The organism is Streptomyces sp. NPDC058964, assembly GCF_042741275.1.
Lineage (GTDB): Bacteria > Actinomycetota > Actinomycetes > Streptomycetales > Streptomycetaceae > Streptomyces.
Genome location: NZ_JBHYKH010000215.1, coordinates 1 through 14,188, shown reverse-complemented (window position 1 = coordinate 14,188; position 14,188 = coordinate 1). Strand labels below are relative to the sequence as shown.

Sequence of the window (14,188 nt, the reverse complement as noted above, 5' to 3'; positions counted from 1 at the left end):
ACCCTCGCCGCCCACACCCTCGCTTTCACGCGCGCCCCCGCCCGGGGGGGCTGGGCCGGCCGGGGCGTGTGGCACACGACCGCCCCCGCGCGCCCCCCGGGGGCCTTGCCCACCAGCGCCCGCGCCTCCGCCCGCTCCGTGGAGCACAGCCACCCCGGCTTCGCCCCGGCGCCCGGCGTGGGCGGCGGCCCGAAGAACGGCATCCTGCCCGTCGTGCTCGGCTACCGCTACCCGCGGGGCGCGGTCATCGACGCCGACCGGGAGCAGCCGGTCGTGCCCGACGGGATGGACCTCGACGGCCGGCCCGGCAGCCGGGCCCCGCACATGTGGCTGCGCCGCGCCGGCGAGCGGCTCTCCACGATCGACCTGTACGAGAGCTCCCTGGTCCTGCTCAGCGACGCCCCGGACGACGCGGGCTGGCACGCCGCCGCCCGCCGCATCGCCGACCGCGACGGCGTGCGGCTCGACGCGTACCGGATCGGACCGGGCCCCGACGCCGACCTGACCTACGACACCGACGCCGACGACTGGGCGCAGGTCCACGGCACCACGGCCGACGGAGCGGTCCTGGTCCGCCCGGACGGCTTCGTGGCCTGGCGGGCCCAGGGCGCCGTACCGGACCCGGAGGCGGCGCTGAGCAAGGTCCTCGCCGCCGTCCTGCGTACGGGCTGACCCGCCGCCGACAGCGAAGGCCACCCGCGCCGGGAGGTACGGGTGGCCTTCGTCGTACGGAGCCCCCTGTCGGATTCGAACCGACGACCTTCGCTTTACAAGTTCGTTCTCCACCCGGTCCGGCTGGGGCTCGCCTCGCATACCGGTGCCGCACGCCGCTGCTGGTGGTCGCCGCCATCCGCTGTCGTTGATGTCACTCGTGGATGTCAGAACGGTGCAACCACGTGCGTGCGTATCGCCGTGATCACCATTGATGTCAGCGAGGTGACCGAGGAACGCTCCATGCACCCGCTTCTGATGCGGGAGCTGGGCTTCCCGGGCTTCTACGGCATGAAGTGGGATGCCTTCTGGGACGGAATCACTGCCCTGGTCAGGATCCCAGATCATGTGCGCTTCCCCGGCTGGGATCAGCTCGTGGCCGATGTTCCCCGCGGGGCCGCCAACGCTTCGGCTGGCGCTCGACAACTACCGAGCCGCGTACCGGCCGGTGTTTGTCGCTGAGTGGGCCTAGCGATGAGCAAGCTCGGGGCTTAGGCATGGCGGTACCAGTGTCGCAGATCCACTCGGGTGACCTGCGGCTGTCGCCTGCTACGACTGTCGATAGTGGTCGTCAACGGTCGCCACCGAGCGGCCTCGGACGGCCCAGGGACGGCCCAGGGACGACCCAGCGACGATCACTGGTCGGCTGCTTGCCATTCATCGAATCGCACCTTGGCCTGGTGGTCGTGGGCCCACCAGAAGACCTCACCACTGAGAAGGCCCCGAGGGCCGGGGAGGTCATCGGCAGCCGTACAGGCCGCCGCCGAGTCGTCTACGGGTGGCTCGGCTCGACCGCCGCGCTTGGACCGCGAGAGGTGAGTGGGGGCACCTTGAGGATATTGTGGACAAATTACGCGTGATCAGTGGCGGCTCAAGCGTTTGTTGAGCGGGAGGCGCCCGGGTCGGTTGTCCGGCGGACCGCTGATGCCGACGAGGGAGGCGCGGAACGTGACTGATGAAGGAACGTGGCTCGGCGGCTTGCTGGCATCGGTGGAGGAGGCGCCACCGGTGGAATCCGTCGCCGTAATGGCACGGGTCCTGCAAGATCGGATTGCTGCAGTCAACGTGTCTTTCCTGATCACAGATCTCGGTGGCAAAGCTCTCGTGCGACTCACCGGGGCGGCTAGTGAAGGCGCCAGAGGGCAGCCAGAGCGGATCGAGTTGTCAGGCACTCTCTATGACCAGGTGATCCGCTCCCAACAAATCCAGACGGAGGCAGGTAAGGGGGACGGAGAAGCTGGGCCGGCCCAGGTTCGGGTCATTGCGCCGGTGACCGACCGAGGGGACGCGATCGGTGTGCTGGAGCTGACCCTGGCCGCCCCTCCCGACCGGCAGACGGCACGACTCATCTCCGAGGCCGCCCACGCATTGGCCTACGTGGTGATCGTCAACCGCCGCTTCACCGATCTCTATGAATGGGGCCGGCGCACCACGCGGCTGTCCCTGGCAGCCGAGATCCAACACCGCCTGCTACCCGATTCCTTCACCTGCGATGCCGGTCGGTTCACTGTCGCCGGAGCGTTGGAACCGGCCCACGACATCGGCGGGGACACCTTCGACTACACCCTGGACCGTCGCGCCCTGCACCTGTCCCTCACCGATGCGATGGGCCACGACGTGCACGCCGCACTGCTGGCCACTGTGGTCGTCGGTGCCCTGCGCAACGCCCGGCGTGCGGGTGCCGACCTGGCTGCCCAGGCCGAGGACGCCCATCGGGCGGTAGCCCACTACCCCGACCAGGTCCATCAGACCGCCGTCGACCAGACCGACCGGGTGCATCAGGCCGTCGCCAAGCACGGCGGCCAGGCCATGGTCACTGGCCAGCTGCTACGTGTCGCCCTCGACACCGGCCACACCGCCTTCGTCAACGCCGGCCACGTGTGGCCGTTGCGCCTGCGTGACGGGAGAGTGCAGGAGATCTCCCCCTTGATCGACTTGCCCTTCGGCGTCACTCCGAACCCGGGGTATCGCGTTCAGAGCCTCGACCTTCGTCCGGGGGACCGCCTGGTCCTCCTCACCGACGGCATGCTGGAACCCCACGGCACTGACTCCAGCCTGCGCAACCTGATCAAGAAGACCGGTGACTGGCACCCACGCGATGCAGTGCGCGCCTTCACCGAAGCCGTACTGAAGACCACGGACCACGACCCCCGCGACGATGCCACCGTGCTGTGCCTGGACTGGCCCGGGCCCTGATGCGGCGAACCGATGCTGACACCGTGTAGAACAAGGTCTAAAACCTTGCGCCTGCGATCTGCGGCTCCGCCATTGGTCAGCCTTCTGACCAGCAGCGGAGCCGTCGACGTTTGAGAGCGTTGGTTGTCGCCGAGTACCCCCGCACGGCCCAGAGACGGCCCGTGCGGGGGTGTCGTGGTTGCACCTCGATGCGAACTATGGGCACGGGGGCCGTTAGAGGTCTCTAGAGCCGGTCAGGGGGCCTATGACGGACCGTGACGGGCGCTGAGAATCAACGTGGTTGCTGTACTCCTTGCTGTACAGCAATCCCGGCAGAGGCAGCGGCAACCGCCTCCAAGACCAATGCGTATGCAGCGACGATGTCGTTCGCCTCGCGCCACTGGAGCACGATGATCACAATGACGGTGATCACCCACAACTTCGGACGCGGGTTTGACAGCCCCTGCGGGGAAAGCAGCACACTCATCTCTGAGCCCTCCAATGGGTTCGCCGCCCACCTCTGCCGCCTCGCCGGGAAGCCTGCGCGGCAGGGTGGGCTTTCTTGTTGCCTACTGCTTCATGGTGCAACGCCGTTTCTGTCAATTGGAGTTGTCTGAGACTTGTTTACGAGTAGGGGACAAGTCGAGTTAGATGGCTGCTAGTTGGTTGCCAACCTCGACGGGCTGGCAAAGACTTCAGCGCGCTCGCAGGCATGGCACGCGGTCGGCGGAGCGACTTTGGGCGGGAGCTGCCATGGGGCGAGTGATCATGGCCCCGTAAGCTTCCGGCGCGTCGGGCAGTCTGTGGACCTGCCCGGTGAAGCACGACGTTGGGGCCATGATCTTCGAGGCTCGCCCCATGGTGGCTGCCTAAAGTCGTGGAGCCGACCGCCCCAGCCACGACGTGTTCTGACCTCATGCTGTCGGCCAACCCTCACCAGGGCGCGCGTCGGCGCAGCGCGGGCGGAGCGGGCCGGAGGCAGGAGCGGCGCCCGCAGCGGAGCCGGGAGCGCGCCCGGCGGAGCGGAGCGCAGCCGGGGCTTGATGAACGTAGGGAAAGTCTTATCCCGCTGCGATGAGCCGCTTCCCGTCGTGGCTCCGTACGTGGGGGCCGTTGCCGTCCAAGGCATCCAAGAGCCTGACCGCGAAGACCTCGGCCATGCGCTCGCTGACCTCGTCGGGTGTGAGCCACTCGACGGCTGTCGACTCGCTGGACGTGCGCTCGGTGCCGCCGGATGGCTTGCAGCGGAAGACTAGGGCCACGATGCCTCGGACCGTGTTCTTGTAGACGCCGGTGAGTTCGTCGACCTCGACGTGGATGCCTGTCTCCTCCAGGACCTCGCGGGCTACGCCGGCCTCCGGGGTCTCGTTGAGTTCGAGCACTCCGCCGGGAAGCTCCCATGTGCCGTTGTCGGCGCGGCGAATCGCCAGGAGCCTGCCGTCTTCGCGTACCACCACCCCGGCTACGGATACCGAGTGCAGCGGCGCGGGCGTTGCTCCTTGTGATTCACTCATGTACAGGAGCATAGGAGGCAGAGAAGGACTATGGGAACCGCAGCAGGAGGTGAGAGGTCCGTACCTCGGTACGTGCAGATCGCCAACGACATCGTGCAGCAGATCCGGGCTGGTGTCCTCACGCCTGGTGACATGGTGCCGAGTGAATCCGAGCTGGTCGACCGCTACGGCGTGTCCGGCGGGACCATCCGAAAGGCCATGGTCGAAGTACGGGCAAGCGGGCTCGTTGAGACCCGGCACGGCAAGGGCTCGATCGTTAAGGACCGGCCGCCGGTACGGCACCGCTCCTCGGACCGCTTCCGCCGCTCGCACCGACGTGGTGGCAAGGCCGCCTACCTCGCCGAGTCGGCGCAGTCCGGCGCCACCGCCAAGGTGAGCGTCCTGTACATCGGGCCCATGGAGGCCCCCGAGGACGCGGCCCAACGGCTCAGCGTCGACGCCGGTGCCCAGGTGCTTGCCCGGCGTCGCCTCTACTTCCGCAACGGCACCCCGGTGGAGACTGCCACCTCCTACTTGCCGTGGGACGTGGTGAAGGAGATCCCGGAGCTGTTTGCCGAGAACCCCGGCGGCGGTGGCATCTACGCCCGACTTGAGGACCACGGCCACGAGTTCGCGGAGTTCGTCGAGACGCTGCAGGCGCGGCCTGCCTCCAAGGCGGAAGCATCCGAACTGGCCCTAAGTCCGGGTGCCCCGGTGGTCCACCTGGTGCGTGAGGCGCGTACGACCGAAGGCCGTGTGGTTGAGGTCTGCGACACGCTCATGGCCGCTGACCAGTTCGTTTTCGAGTACCGCATCCCCGCCGCGGACTGACGCGCCCTCAACTCCTCGCAGCCCGTCGCGACTTCTCAGCCGCGGCGGGTTGACTCATGTATAGGAGTGAGGCACTCTTCTTCATGTCACTCATATACATGAGTGACAGAGTCCTGCCTCTGTAGAGGAGTGCTTTGCCATGCGTCAGATCCCCGTCGACACCTCCGCCGCGACCGTGATGGTCGCCAAGACCCCTCAGCCCAAGGTCAAGGACCGCCGTACCGGTGAGATCGCCACCGACGTCGAGAGCGGCGCGAAGCTGATGACCGTGGACGTGATGTTCGCGGCGAACGACGAGGTCGAGATCCTGTCCATCACCGTGCCGGAGCCGGGTATCTCCGGTGAGCTGACCATGGGTACCCCGGTCGCGCTCACGGGGCTGATCGCCCGCCCGTGGGAGAACGACTTCAACCGGCAGAAGCGGCACGGCATCGCGTTCCGCGCGGTCGCGGTCACCTCGCTCGCCGCCGGCGCCGCGCAGCCGAAGGCGGCCTGACCGTGACCGGCTCCACGGTCGCGCTGGTGCTGGTCATCGCCGCTGCGGGTCTCCTGCGGTGGCGGCGCCCCGCCTGGTACTGGCTGACTTTCGGGGTCACCCTGGCCGCGCTGAGGGTCCTGGTCCGCTACGGCTCTGTCATGGAGGCCTGCGGGCTGACCGTCCCGCCCTCGCGCTGGCGGCTGCGGTTAGCCCGGATGACCAACCGGCCCGTGCCGGAGTCCCGGCCGCCGAGCATCCTGCGCCTGAAGCCGACCCGGACCGGCCTGCTCCTGCGGCTGAAGCTGCGACCTGGTCAGGACGCCTTCGACGTCGCCGCCGCCTCTGACCGGCTGCGGCACTCGTTCTCGATGTACGGCGTCACCTGCCGGGAGGTCCGCTCCGGCGTCGTCGAGCTGCGCATGACTGGCTACGACGTGCTCAAGCGAGTGCAGATGCCCGCCAAGACCGACACACGCCCGATGCGGGTCCCCGTAGCCCTGCGCGAGGACGGCTCGGTCCACTACCGTGACTACCGGGCGATACCCCACGCCCTCACCCTCGGCGCCACCGAGTCGGGCAAGTCCGTCTACCAGCGCAACCTCGTCGCCGGGCTCGCCCCGATGGACGTCGCCCTGGTCGGCATCGACTGCAAGCAAGGCGTGGAACTGTTCCCGCTGGCACGTCGATTCTCCGCCCTGGCCGACAACCCCGACACCGCAGCCGAGCTGCTCGATGCCCTCGTGGCCCGCATGCAGGACGTCTACCAGCTCATCCGCGCCGAGCAGCGCATCGCCTCGGCCGTTCCGGACGCCGAGATCGCCGCCGACATCTGGGACCTCCCCGACCACCTGCGCCCCACTCCCATCGTGGTCTTGGTCGACAAGGTCGCCGAACTCGCCCTCTTCGCCACCAAGGAAGAGGAAAAGCGGCGAGACCGCATCATCACCGCCCTGGTCCGCCTCGCCCAGCTCGGCCGCGCCGCCGGCATCTACCTCGAAATCTGCGGACAGCGCCTCGGGTCCGAACTCGGCAAGGGCATCACCATGCTCCGCGCCCAGCTCACCGGCCGTACCGCCCACCGCGTCAACGACGAACCCTCGGCGAACATGGCCTTCGGCGACGTCTCCCCAGACGCCGTCCTGGCCGCCATCCAGATCCCCGCCGAGATGCGCGGCATCGCCATCGCCGGTGACTCAACCGGCGGTTGGCACCGCATCCGTGCCCCGCACACCTCGATCCGTCAGGCCGCCAACGTCTGCAACCGGCACGCCGACCGCACCCCGGAACTGCCCGAACTGGCACCCTTCCGGCCCGCAGTGTCCGGCCCGCCTCAGGCTTCGATGCCGCTGTCCAAGACGGCTCCGGCCACGGCCTGACCATCCCGCTTCCCGGTCGGCGCGACCGCGTCTTCGCGCCAGGTCCCTACCCCCGCCATGCCTGAAGAAGGGAGAACCCCCGCCATGTGTCCCGACTGCGAGGACTTCGCCCGCACCGTCCTGCTGCTCGGCCAACTCGCCCTCTACGCCGACACCACCGGCGCCGACCTCGACTTCGTCGAGGCCGTCAGCCCGTCCCTGGCCGCATCGCTCCCCGAGCCGCCCGGAACCACTGAGGAGTCCTGATGGCCGCCCGTCTGCGCGTCGACGCCGTCCTGGTCCAGGCCGTCATCGCCGGATCCCTGTCCTTCGCCCACCTGCACGACCTGGCCGCCGCTGCCGGACAGGACGGCTGGAAGGCCTGGGCCTACCCGGTCAGCGTCGACCTGCTCCTGGTCGCCGCCTGGCGCCGACTCCGCTCAGACGGCCCGTCCCGGCTGGCCTGGTGCTGGTTCCTCATCGCACTGGTCGCCTCCCTCGGCGCCAACATCGCCACCGCCGGATTCCTGAACCTGGCCGGCCCGCCCGCCCTGCTGCGTCTCGGCATCGCCGGATGGCCTGCCCTCGCCTTCCTCGGCGGCACCCTCCTCGCCCACTCGGCAGGCCACCCGATCCCGGACCCGCCGGCACCCGCCCCCGTCCCGGAACCCGACTCCACGCCTGAAGTCGACCTAGAGCCGAAACACGAGCCCGCGCCGGATCCGGAGCCCGCCCCGACTGCTGTGGAGGAGCCGCCGGCACTTCCGGCCTCCGCGCCCGCGGTGCCTGCCGTCCTCGTCGACCACGCCCGCAAGGTCGCCGCCGAGTACCGCGACCGCACCGGCTCACCGATCGACACCGACACCCTGCGCGCCCGCCTCGGCGTCCCGCCCCACCTCGCCGACGCCATCGCCGCCCACCTCGCCTGACAAGAACGAGAGAAGGCCCGATGACCCGTGACCCCGCCGACCTGACCGCCGCCGACTACCTCGACGGCGCCCGCGAGATGGCCGCCGCCAACCGGCCCTACCTCGCCCACCTGCTCGTCGAGGAAGCCGCCCAGCGCACCACCGACCCGGCCACCGCCGCCGGCATCCGCGCCAGCTTCCCCGACCCGACCACGGCCCGAGAGGACACCGACTGACATGCCTGCCCGCGACCACTTCCACTCCGTGATGAGCATCGGCCCAGTGCAGATCGGCACCCACCGCGACCGCAACGGCCAGACCAAGCACGCCGCCGTGTGCACCGCCGACGACTGCGGCTGGTCCGCCGACTACTCCAGCCAGTCCGCCGCCCAGCTCGCCGCCCGCACCCACCGCTGCCGCGTCCGCTAGGAGACATCCGCCATGCAGGTCCCGCTCTGGCTCGCCCTCGCCGTCGTCGGCTACCTCGGCGTCAAGCTCATCCGCCCGCCCGCCTGGCTCATCGCCGTCCTCCTGCTCGGCGGCTTCCTCCTCGCCGACAGCGTCCTCGCCCCGGCCATCAACACCTTCATCAAGTAGCCCGCCCCCGCGAGAGGAGACCACCGATGTTCCGCCCGAAGATCCCCACCATGCCCACGCCGACGGGCCTCGTAACCCCGCCCGCCGTCGACGAGCCGACCACCATTACCCCGAACGCCGACACCCCGCCGGCCACCCCGACGACTCCGGCGCCGTCCCGGCCCACGGTCCAGCTCACCCCCGGCACCGTGCTCGCCCTCGTCGGCGGCGGCACCGCCGTGGTCCTGGTCGTCGGCGCCGTCCTCGTCTCCATGCTCCTCGCCGTCGCCATCACCGGCGCCTCCGTCGCCGTCTGCGCCCTGGTGATCCGCTCCCTGATCACCACCGACGCCAAGCGCCGCTAGACGGCCCTCGGAGCGACGCACAAGCCGCCAAGCACGCCGCCGCCTCCGGAACCGAACTCCGTACGCCAACCGCCATCGCCAAGGAGAGACCTCATGGATCTGCAGACAGCCGCAGGCATCGTGCCGTTACTCGGCTGGGCCGTGCACGGCGGCATCCTCACCCGCCGCCTCGCCACCGCCCGCCGCGACCCGCTCACCGGCCTGCACACCCGCGCCGGATGGACCGCCCGCACCGAACACCTCATCCGCCGGCGCCCCACCGCCGCCGTCCTCCTGGTCGACCTCGACCACTTCAAGACCCTCAACGACACCCACGGCCACGCCGCCGGAGACGCCGCCCTCATCGCCACCGCCGACCGGCTGCGCACCTGGTGCGGACACAACGGCACCGCCGGACGCCTGGGCGGGGACGAATTCGTGGCCGTCGTCCAGGAGCTGGCCGCCGCCGACCTCGACGCGCTCACCGCCGCACTTCACCGGCCACTGCTCTACGCCGGGATGTCGCTGCTTCTGTCGGCCTCGGTAGGCGTCTGCCCCATAGCCGACCTGCCGGTGCGGCTGCTGACGAACGCCCTCGCCACCGCCGATGCGGCCATGTACGCGGCCAAGGGCCGTGGACGCCGAGGCTCGCGCAGCTCTCGCTGACCGGCCACCGGGCGGCGCACAAGCCGCCAAGCACGCCGCCACCCGGGGCCGTTCCTTCCAACCGCAATCGAAAGGAACCACCATCATGTCCCAGCCCACCCCGCCGCGGGCGAGGATCTGCCCGGCCTGCCACGGCACCGGCACCGCCCCCGCCCGCCGTGACCGGGAGGGCGCCCGTGCCTGAGCAGCTGCTCGACCCGACCACCCTCTGCGACCTGCTGAGGGTGGCCTCGGCCGACGACTACCACCGGTGGGAAGACCAGATCCGCCGCACCGGCGGCTGCTCCGACCCCATCCACCTCACCGGCTGGGTCCTGCACAAGGACAAGACCACCGGCGAGACCCTGCACCACTACTCGACTGAGAACGAACCCGGCGGACGCCTCCGCCTGGCCTGCGGCAACCGACGCGCCTCCCGCTGCCCCGCCTGCGCCTGGACCTACGCGGGCGACACCTACCACCTCATCCGCGCAGGCCTCGCCGGAGACGACCGCCGAGACATCCCCGCCACCGTCCGCGACCACCCCCGCGTCTTCGCCACCCTCACCGCCCCGTCCTTCGGGCGCGTACACAACCGGCCCGACCGCGGCGCCTGCCGCTGCGGCACCCGCCACCCCGCCGACGACCCCGCCCTCGGCACCGCCATCGACCCGCAAACCTACGACTACGCGGGCGCCGTCCTCTTCAACAACCACGCCGGACAGCTCTGGCAGCGCTTCACCACCCGCCTCCGCCGTGAGATCGCCGCCCGCACCGGACTCACCCGCCGCGAACTCCCCGAACACCTCCGCGTCTCCTACGGCAAGGTCGCAGAGTTCCAGAAACGCGGCACCGTGCACTTCCACGCCGTCATCCGCCTCGACGGCCCCGACGGCCCGGACACCCCACCGCCCGCCTGGGCGACCGTCGACCTCCTCACCGACGCCATCCGCGCAGCTGCAGCCCACTCCTACACCTCGGTCTCCGTCCCGGCCGCCGACGACCAACCCGCCCGCACCTTCCGCTGGGGCACCCAGCTCGACGTCCGCCCCGTGAAGGCCTTCGGCGACGGCTCCGACATCACCGAACAGGTCGTCGCCTCCTACGTCGCCAAGTACGCCACCAAAGCCGCCGAGAACACCGGATCCACCGACAGTCCCGTTCACTGCCGCGCATGTCGGGGCACTGGCCGTTCCCGGCGATACGACCGCGCTGGCTCCGCGCTCAGCCGCTGCGCTACCTGCCACGGCACCGGCCTGAGCGAAGACCTCGCCCGCCTGGACGTCACCGACCACGCCCGCCGCCTCATGGCCGCCTGCGCCCAGCTGCAGCCGCTCTATCCCGACCGCCAGCTAGCCCGCTGGGCTCACATGCTCGGCTTCCGCGGCCACTTCTCCTCCAAGTCCCGCCGCTACTCGACCACGCTCGGCGCCCTCCGCCAGGCACGCGCCGACTACCGTGCCGCCCAGGAGCGCGAAGCCCTGGGCTTGGAGGACGCCGAGCCGGACACCGTCCTCGTCCTGGCCGACTGGCAGTACGCCGGGCACGGCCACACCCCCGGCGAGTCCGCCCTCGCCGCCACCATCGCCCGCGACCTCCAGCTCAACCGCGAGACCGCCCGCGAAGCCCTACGCGACCAACTGGCCCTGGAAGGAGCCGCCGCATGACGACCGCAACCGCCCAGCTGCTGACCGTGCCGGAAGTCATGGACCGGCTCAAGGTCGGCCGCTCGAAGGTCTACGACCTGATCCGCTCGCGCCGCCTGACCTCGATCAAGATCGACGGCGCTCGCCGCATCCCCGCCGACGCCGTCCAGGACTTCATCCTCGGCCAGATCGAGGAGGCTGCCTGATGGCCAGCGAGCGCAAGCGCAACCCGAACGGCGCCGGCACCATCACCAAGCGCAAGGACGGCCGCTACCAGTGCGCGGTCTACGTGCTCCAGCCGGACGGCACCCGTGCCCGCAAGTTCGCCTACGGCAAGACCTGGGCCGAGTGCGACACCAAGCGCCGCGAACTGCTCGCCAAGGTCGACCAGGGCGTGCCCGTGCCGACCCGGTCGGCCAAGCTCGCCGAGTGGCTGCCGTACTGGCTGGAGCACTTCATCAAGCCCAACTGCAAGCGGACGACGTTTAGCAAGTACGCGATGCATGTGCGCCTCTACCTCGTGCCGTTGCTCGGCTCCAAGAGCCTGGAAGCACTGGGGCCCCGCCACGTGCGAACCCTCGTCGCTGAGGTCTCCCGCCGCGCCTCGCCGGCCACGGCCAAGGAGGCACACCGCGTCCTGAGGACCGCCCTCACCGCTGCCTGCCGCGAGGAGTTGGTGACGCGAAACGCCGCCTCGCTCGTCGAGGCCCCGAAGATGCCCCGCCGCGAGCTGAGTCCGTGGACGCTGGACGAGACGCTGACGTTCCTGGAACACGCGCGCCGCGACCCGCTGTACGCCGCCTTCGTCCTGGCGGTCTCCATGGGCCTGCGGCGCGGCGAGATCCTCGGGCTCCGATGGTCGGACGTCGATCTCGAACATCGCTTCTTGCGGGTCAGCAAGCAGGTGCAGCGCGTCGGCGGGGAGCTCTACGAGGACACCACCAAGAGCGGCCGGGCGCGTCCCGTGCCCCTCCCCCTGATCTGCCTGGCGGCGCTTCGCTGGCACCGGCTGCGACAGGTCGAGGCTGCTCGGCGCAAGGGGGTCGAGCTGTCCCCGTCCTCGTACGTCTTCACCACCCGCACCGGCCGCCCGATCGACCCGCAGAACGTCAACCGGTCGTTCTTCCGCATCACCGACGCCGCCGGCCTTCGGCGCATCCGTCTGCACGACGCCCGGCACGGATGCGCGACGCTCCTCACCGCCGCCGGCGTCGCGCCCCGCGTCGTGATGGAGATCCTCGGGCACAGCCAGATCAGCATCACGATGGACGTCTACACGCACGTGACGTCGGACACACAGCGGGAGGCCATCAGCCACATGGATCGCCTGCTCAAGCGGCGTGTCGACCGTGAGTGACCGCGCCGGTTGATGTCACCCGTGGATGTCGAACGCCCCGGACCGATCATCGGCCGGGGCGTTCGTGCTGCTCAGGATGAGAGCCCCCTGTCGGATTCGAACCGACGACCTTCGCTTTACAAGAGCGGCGCTCTGACCAGCTGAGCTAAGGAGGCCTGCACCCGCGCGTGGTGCGTACGTGCCCGTGCAGTGTACCCAGGTCCCCGGGGCGTCTCGTCGAAAATTTCCGCGAAGTTCACAGTCCTCCAGCTACTGACAGACCGGTGAACGCCAGGTACCGTCCTGACCCAGTCCACTCTTGTGGACTACACCAACCACCTTCCTACTCGGATCGTCCGGCACGTTCCTGCCGGTAGAAGGGGGCCCATTCACCATGGCCACTGTTACGTTCGACAAGGCGACCCGGATCTACCCGGGTTCCACCAAGCCCGCCGTCGACGGTCTCGACATCGCGATCGAGGACGGCGAGTTCCTCGTCCTGGTCGGCCCGTCGGGCTGCGGAAAGTCCACCTCGCTCCGGATGCTCGCGGGGCTCGAGGACGTCAACGGCGGCGCCATCCGCATCGGCGACCGCGACGTCACGCACCTGCCGCCCAAGGACCGGGACATCGCCATGGTGTTCCAGAACTACGCGCTCTACCCGCACATGTCGGTCGCCGACAACATGGGCTTCGCGCTCAAGATCGCCGGCGTCAACAAGGCGGAGATCCGGCAGAAGGTCGAGGAGGCCGCGAAGATCCTCGACCTCACCGAGTACCTGGACCGCAAGCCGAAGGCGCTCTCCGGCGGTCAGCGCCAGCGTGTCGCGATGGGCCGCGCCATCGTGCGCGAGCCGCAGGTCTTCCTCATGGACGAGCCGCTGTCCAACCTGGACGCCAAGCTCCGCGTCTCGACCCGTACGCAGATCGCGTCCCTGCAGCGCCGGCTCGGCATCACCACCGTCTACGTCACCCACGACCAGGTCGAGGCCATGACGATGGGCGACCGCGTGGCGGTGCTCAAGGACGGTCTGCTCCAGCAGGTCGACTCGCCGCGCAACATGTACGACCGCCCGGCCAACCTGTTCGTCGCCGGCTTCATCGGCTCGCCCGCCATGAACCTGGTGGAGGTCCCGATCACCGACGGCGGCGTGAAGTTCGGCAACAGCGTCGTCCCGGTCAGCCGCGACGCCCTGAAGGCCGCCGCCGACCGGGGTGACCGTACCGTCACCGTCGGTGTGCGCCCCGAGCACTTCGACGTGGTCGAGCACAACGGCGCTGCCGCCGCCTCCCTGTCCAAGGACGCCGAGGACGCCCCGGCGGGCCTCGCGGTCTCCGTGAACGTCGTCGAGGAGCTCGGCGCCGACGGCTACGTCTACGGCACCGCCGAGGTCGGCGGGGAGACGAAGGACCTGGTGGTCCGCGTCAACGGCCGTCAGGTGCCGGAGAAGGGCGCGCAGCTGCACGTCGTGCCGCGGCCGGGCGAGACCCACGTGTTCTCGACCTCCACGGGCGAGCGCCTCTCCGACTGACGCGAGCGGCGGAACAAACCCGGGCAATTCACCCACGTTGACGAGAAGGGCCCTGCAGGCTGGGCGGATTCCAGGGGTCGTAGCAACACCGTGGTGAGTTGATCAAGCCGCGAGCAGTTTAGACAGACGCTGGGCGGGGTGTTAAAACCCGAGACGGTT

At 69.7% G+C, this 14,188-nt stretch carries 18 protein-coding genes, 1 tRNA gene and 1 pseudogene; 17 read left to right on the top strand and 3 right to left on the bottom strand.

The features are described from left to right. The 3 genes and pseudogenes from ACFW2E_RS24830 to ACFW2E_RS24820 form a co-directional block, all read left to right on the top strand. Nucleotides 1-672 (top strand): annotated as a pseudogene (locus tag ACFW2E_RS24830) (monooxygenase); the annotation flags it as partial. A gap of 228 nt (nucleotides 673-900) precedes the next feature. Next, nucleotides 901-1,173: a barstar family protein gene (locus ACFW2E_RS24825; protein ID WP_384469282.1), complete on the top strand. Its 273-nt coding sequence runs from the start codon at nucleotides 901-903 to the stop codon at nucleotides 1,171-1,173. A gap of 486 nt (nucleotides 1,174-1,659) precedes the next feature. Then, entirely contained in the window at nucleotides 1,660-2,907 is a 1,248-nt protein-coding gene (locus ACFW2E_RS24820) for a PP2C family protein-serine/threonine phosphatase (protein ID WP_384469281.1), read from the top strand. Nucleotides 2,908-3,178: 271 nt separating this feature from the next. Here ACFW2E_RS24820 and ACFW2E_RS24815 read toward each other — a convergent pair whose 3' ends face one another. Together ACFW2E_RS24815 and ACFW2E_RS24810 are read right to left on the bottom strand one after the other, a co-directional pair. Further along, nucleotides 3,179-3,373 (bottom strand): hypothetical protein, encoded by a 195-nt coding sequence (locus ACFW2E_RS24815; protein WP_384469280.1) that lies wholly within the window; start codon nucleotides 3,371-3,373, stop codon nucleotides 3,179-3,181. Between the two features lie 574 nt (nucleotides 3,374-3,947). Then, nucleotides 3,948-4,412: an NUDIX hydrolase gene (locus ACFW2E_RS24810; protein WP_384469279.1), complete on the bottom strand. Its 465-nt coding sequence runs from the start codon at nucleotides 4,410-4,412 to the stop codon at nucleotides 3,948-3,950. An 18-nt stretch (nucleotides 4,413-4,430) separates the two neighbouring features. Here ACFW2E_RS24810 and ACFW2E_RS24805 point away from each other — a divergent pair, with 18 nt between their 5' ends. From ACFW2E_RS24805 to ACFW2E_RS24745, 13 genes are all read left to right on the top strand, one after another. After that, nucleotides 4,431-5,210, top strand: coding sequence for a GntR family transcriptional regulator (locus ACFW2E_RS24805; protein WP_384469278.1), 780 nt, complete (start codon nucleotides 4,431-4,433; stop codon nucleotides 5,208-5,210). 139 nt (nucleotides 5,211-5,349) lie between these two features. Further along, a complete protein-coding gene (locus tag ACFW2E_RS24800) occupies nucleotides 5,350-5,706 on the top strand; it encodes a hypothetical protein (protein WP_384469277.1) in 357 nt (118 codons plus the stop codon). Nucleotides 5,707-5,708: 2 nt separating this feature from the next. Next, nucleotides 5,709-7,064 (top strand): FtsK/SpoIIIE domain-containing protein, encoded by a 1,356-nt coding sequence (locus ACFW2E_RS24795; protein ID WP_384469276.1) that lies wholly within the window; start codon nucleotides 5,709-5,711, stop codon nucleotides 7,062-7,064. A gap of 84 nt (nucleotides 7,065-7,148) precedes the next feature. Beyond that, complete coding sequence (locus tag ACFW2E_RS24790) at nucleotides 7,149-7,310, top strand: hypothetical protein (protein WP_356312183.1); 162 nt, start codon at nucleotides 7,149-7,151, stop codon at nucleotides 7,308-7,310. Next, nucleotides 7,310-7,972, top strand: a complete 663-nt coding sequence (locus ACFW2E_RS24785) for a DUF2637 domain-containing protein (protein WP_384469275.1) — start codon at nucleotides 7,310-7,312, stop codon at nucleotides 7,970-7,972. The genes ACFW2E_RS24790 and ACFW2E_RS24785 overlap by 1 nt, the downstream gene beginning before the upstream one ends. Nucleotides 7,973-7,992: 20 nt before the next feature. Then, nucleotides 7,993-8,187, top strand: coding sequence for a hypothetical protein (locus ACFW2E_RS24780; protein ID WP_384469274.1), 195 nt, complete (start codon nucleotides 7,993-7,995; stop codon nucleotides 8,185-8,187). 1 nt (nucleotide 8,188) lies between these two features. Further along, entirely contained in the window at nucleotides 8,189-8,380 is a 192-nt protein-coding gene (locus ACFW2E_RS24775) for a mobile element transfer protein (protein ID WP_363214538.1), read from the top strand. Nucleotides 8,381-8,392: 12 nt separating this feature from the next. Then, complete coding sequence (locus tag ACFW2E_RS24770; protein WP_384469273.1) at nucleotides 8,393-8,548, top strand: hypothetical protein; 156 nt, start codon at nucleotides 8,393-8,395, stop codon at nucleotides 8,546-8,548. A 26-nt stretch (nucleotides 8,549-8,574) separates the two neighbouring features. Further along, nucleotides 8,575-8,892 (top strand): SpdD-like protein, encoded by a 318-nt coding sequence (locus ACFW2E_RS24765; RefSeq protein ID WP_384469272.1) that lies wholly within the window; start codon nucleotides 8,575-8,577, stop codon nucleotides 8,890-8,892. Between the two features lie 93 nt (nucleotides 8,893-8,985). After that, entirely contained in the window at nucleotides 8,986-9,537 is a 552-nt protein-coding gene (locus ACFW2E_RS24760) for a GGDEF domain-containing protein (RefSeq protein WP_384469271.1), read from the top strand. A gap of 176 nt (nucleotides 9,538-9,713) precedes the next feature. Continuing rightward, nucleotides 9,714-11,183: a replication initiator gene (locus ACFW2E_RS24755; RefSeq protein WP_384469270.1), complete on the top strand. Its 1,470-nt coding sequence runs from the start codon at nucleotides 9,714-9,716 to the stop codon at nucleotides 11,181-11,183. Continuing rightward, nucleotides 11,180-11,368, top strand: a complete 189-nt coding sequence (locus tag ACFW2E_RS24750) for a helix-turn-helix domain-containing protein (RefSeq protein ID WP_384469269.1) — start codon at nucleotides 11,180-11,182, stop codon at nucleotides 11,366-11,368. The genes ACFW2E_RS24755 and ACFW2E_RS24750 overlap by 4 nt, the downstream gene beginning before the upstream one ends. Further along, a complete protein-coding gene (locus tag ACFW2E_RS24745; RefSeq protein ID WP_384469268.1) occupies nucleotides 11,368-12,519 on the top strand; it encodes a tyrosine-type recombinase/integrase in 1,152 nt (383 codons plus the stop codon). Before ACFW2E_RS24750 ends, ACFW2E_RS24745 begins: the two co-directional genes overlap by 1 nt. Before the next feature lie 81 nt (nucleotides 12,520-12,600). On the opposite strand, the gene ACFW2E_RS24740 is transcribed toward ACFW2E_RS24745, so the two are convergent. Beyond that, nucleotides 12,601-12,674: transfer RNA gene (locus ACFW2E_RS24740), tRNA-Thr, on the bottom strand. 218 nt (nucleotides 12,675-12,892) lie between these two features. Here ACFW2E_RS24740 and ACFW2E_RS24735 point away from each other — a divergent pair. Beyond that, entirely contained in the window at nucleotides 12,893-14,029 is a 1,137-nt protein-coding gene (locus ACFW2E_RS24735; protein ID WP_384469267.1) for an ABC transporter ATP-binding protein, read from the top strand. Nucleotides 14,030-14,188 lie beyond the last annotated feature (159 nt).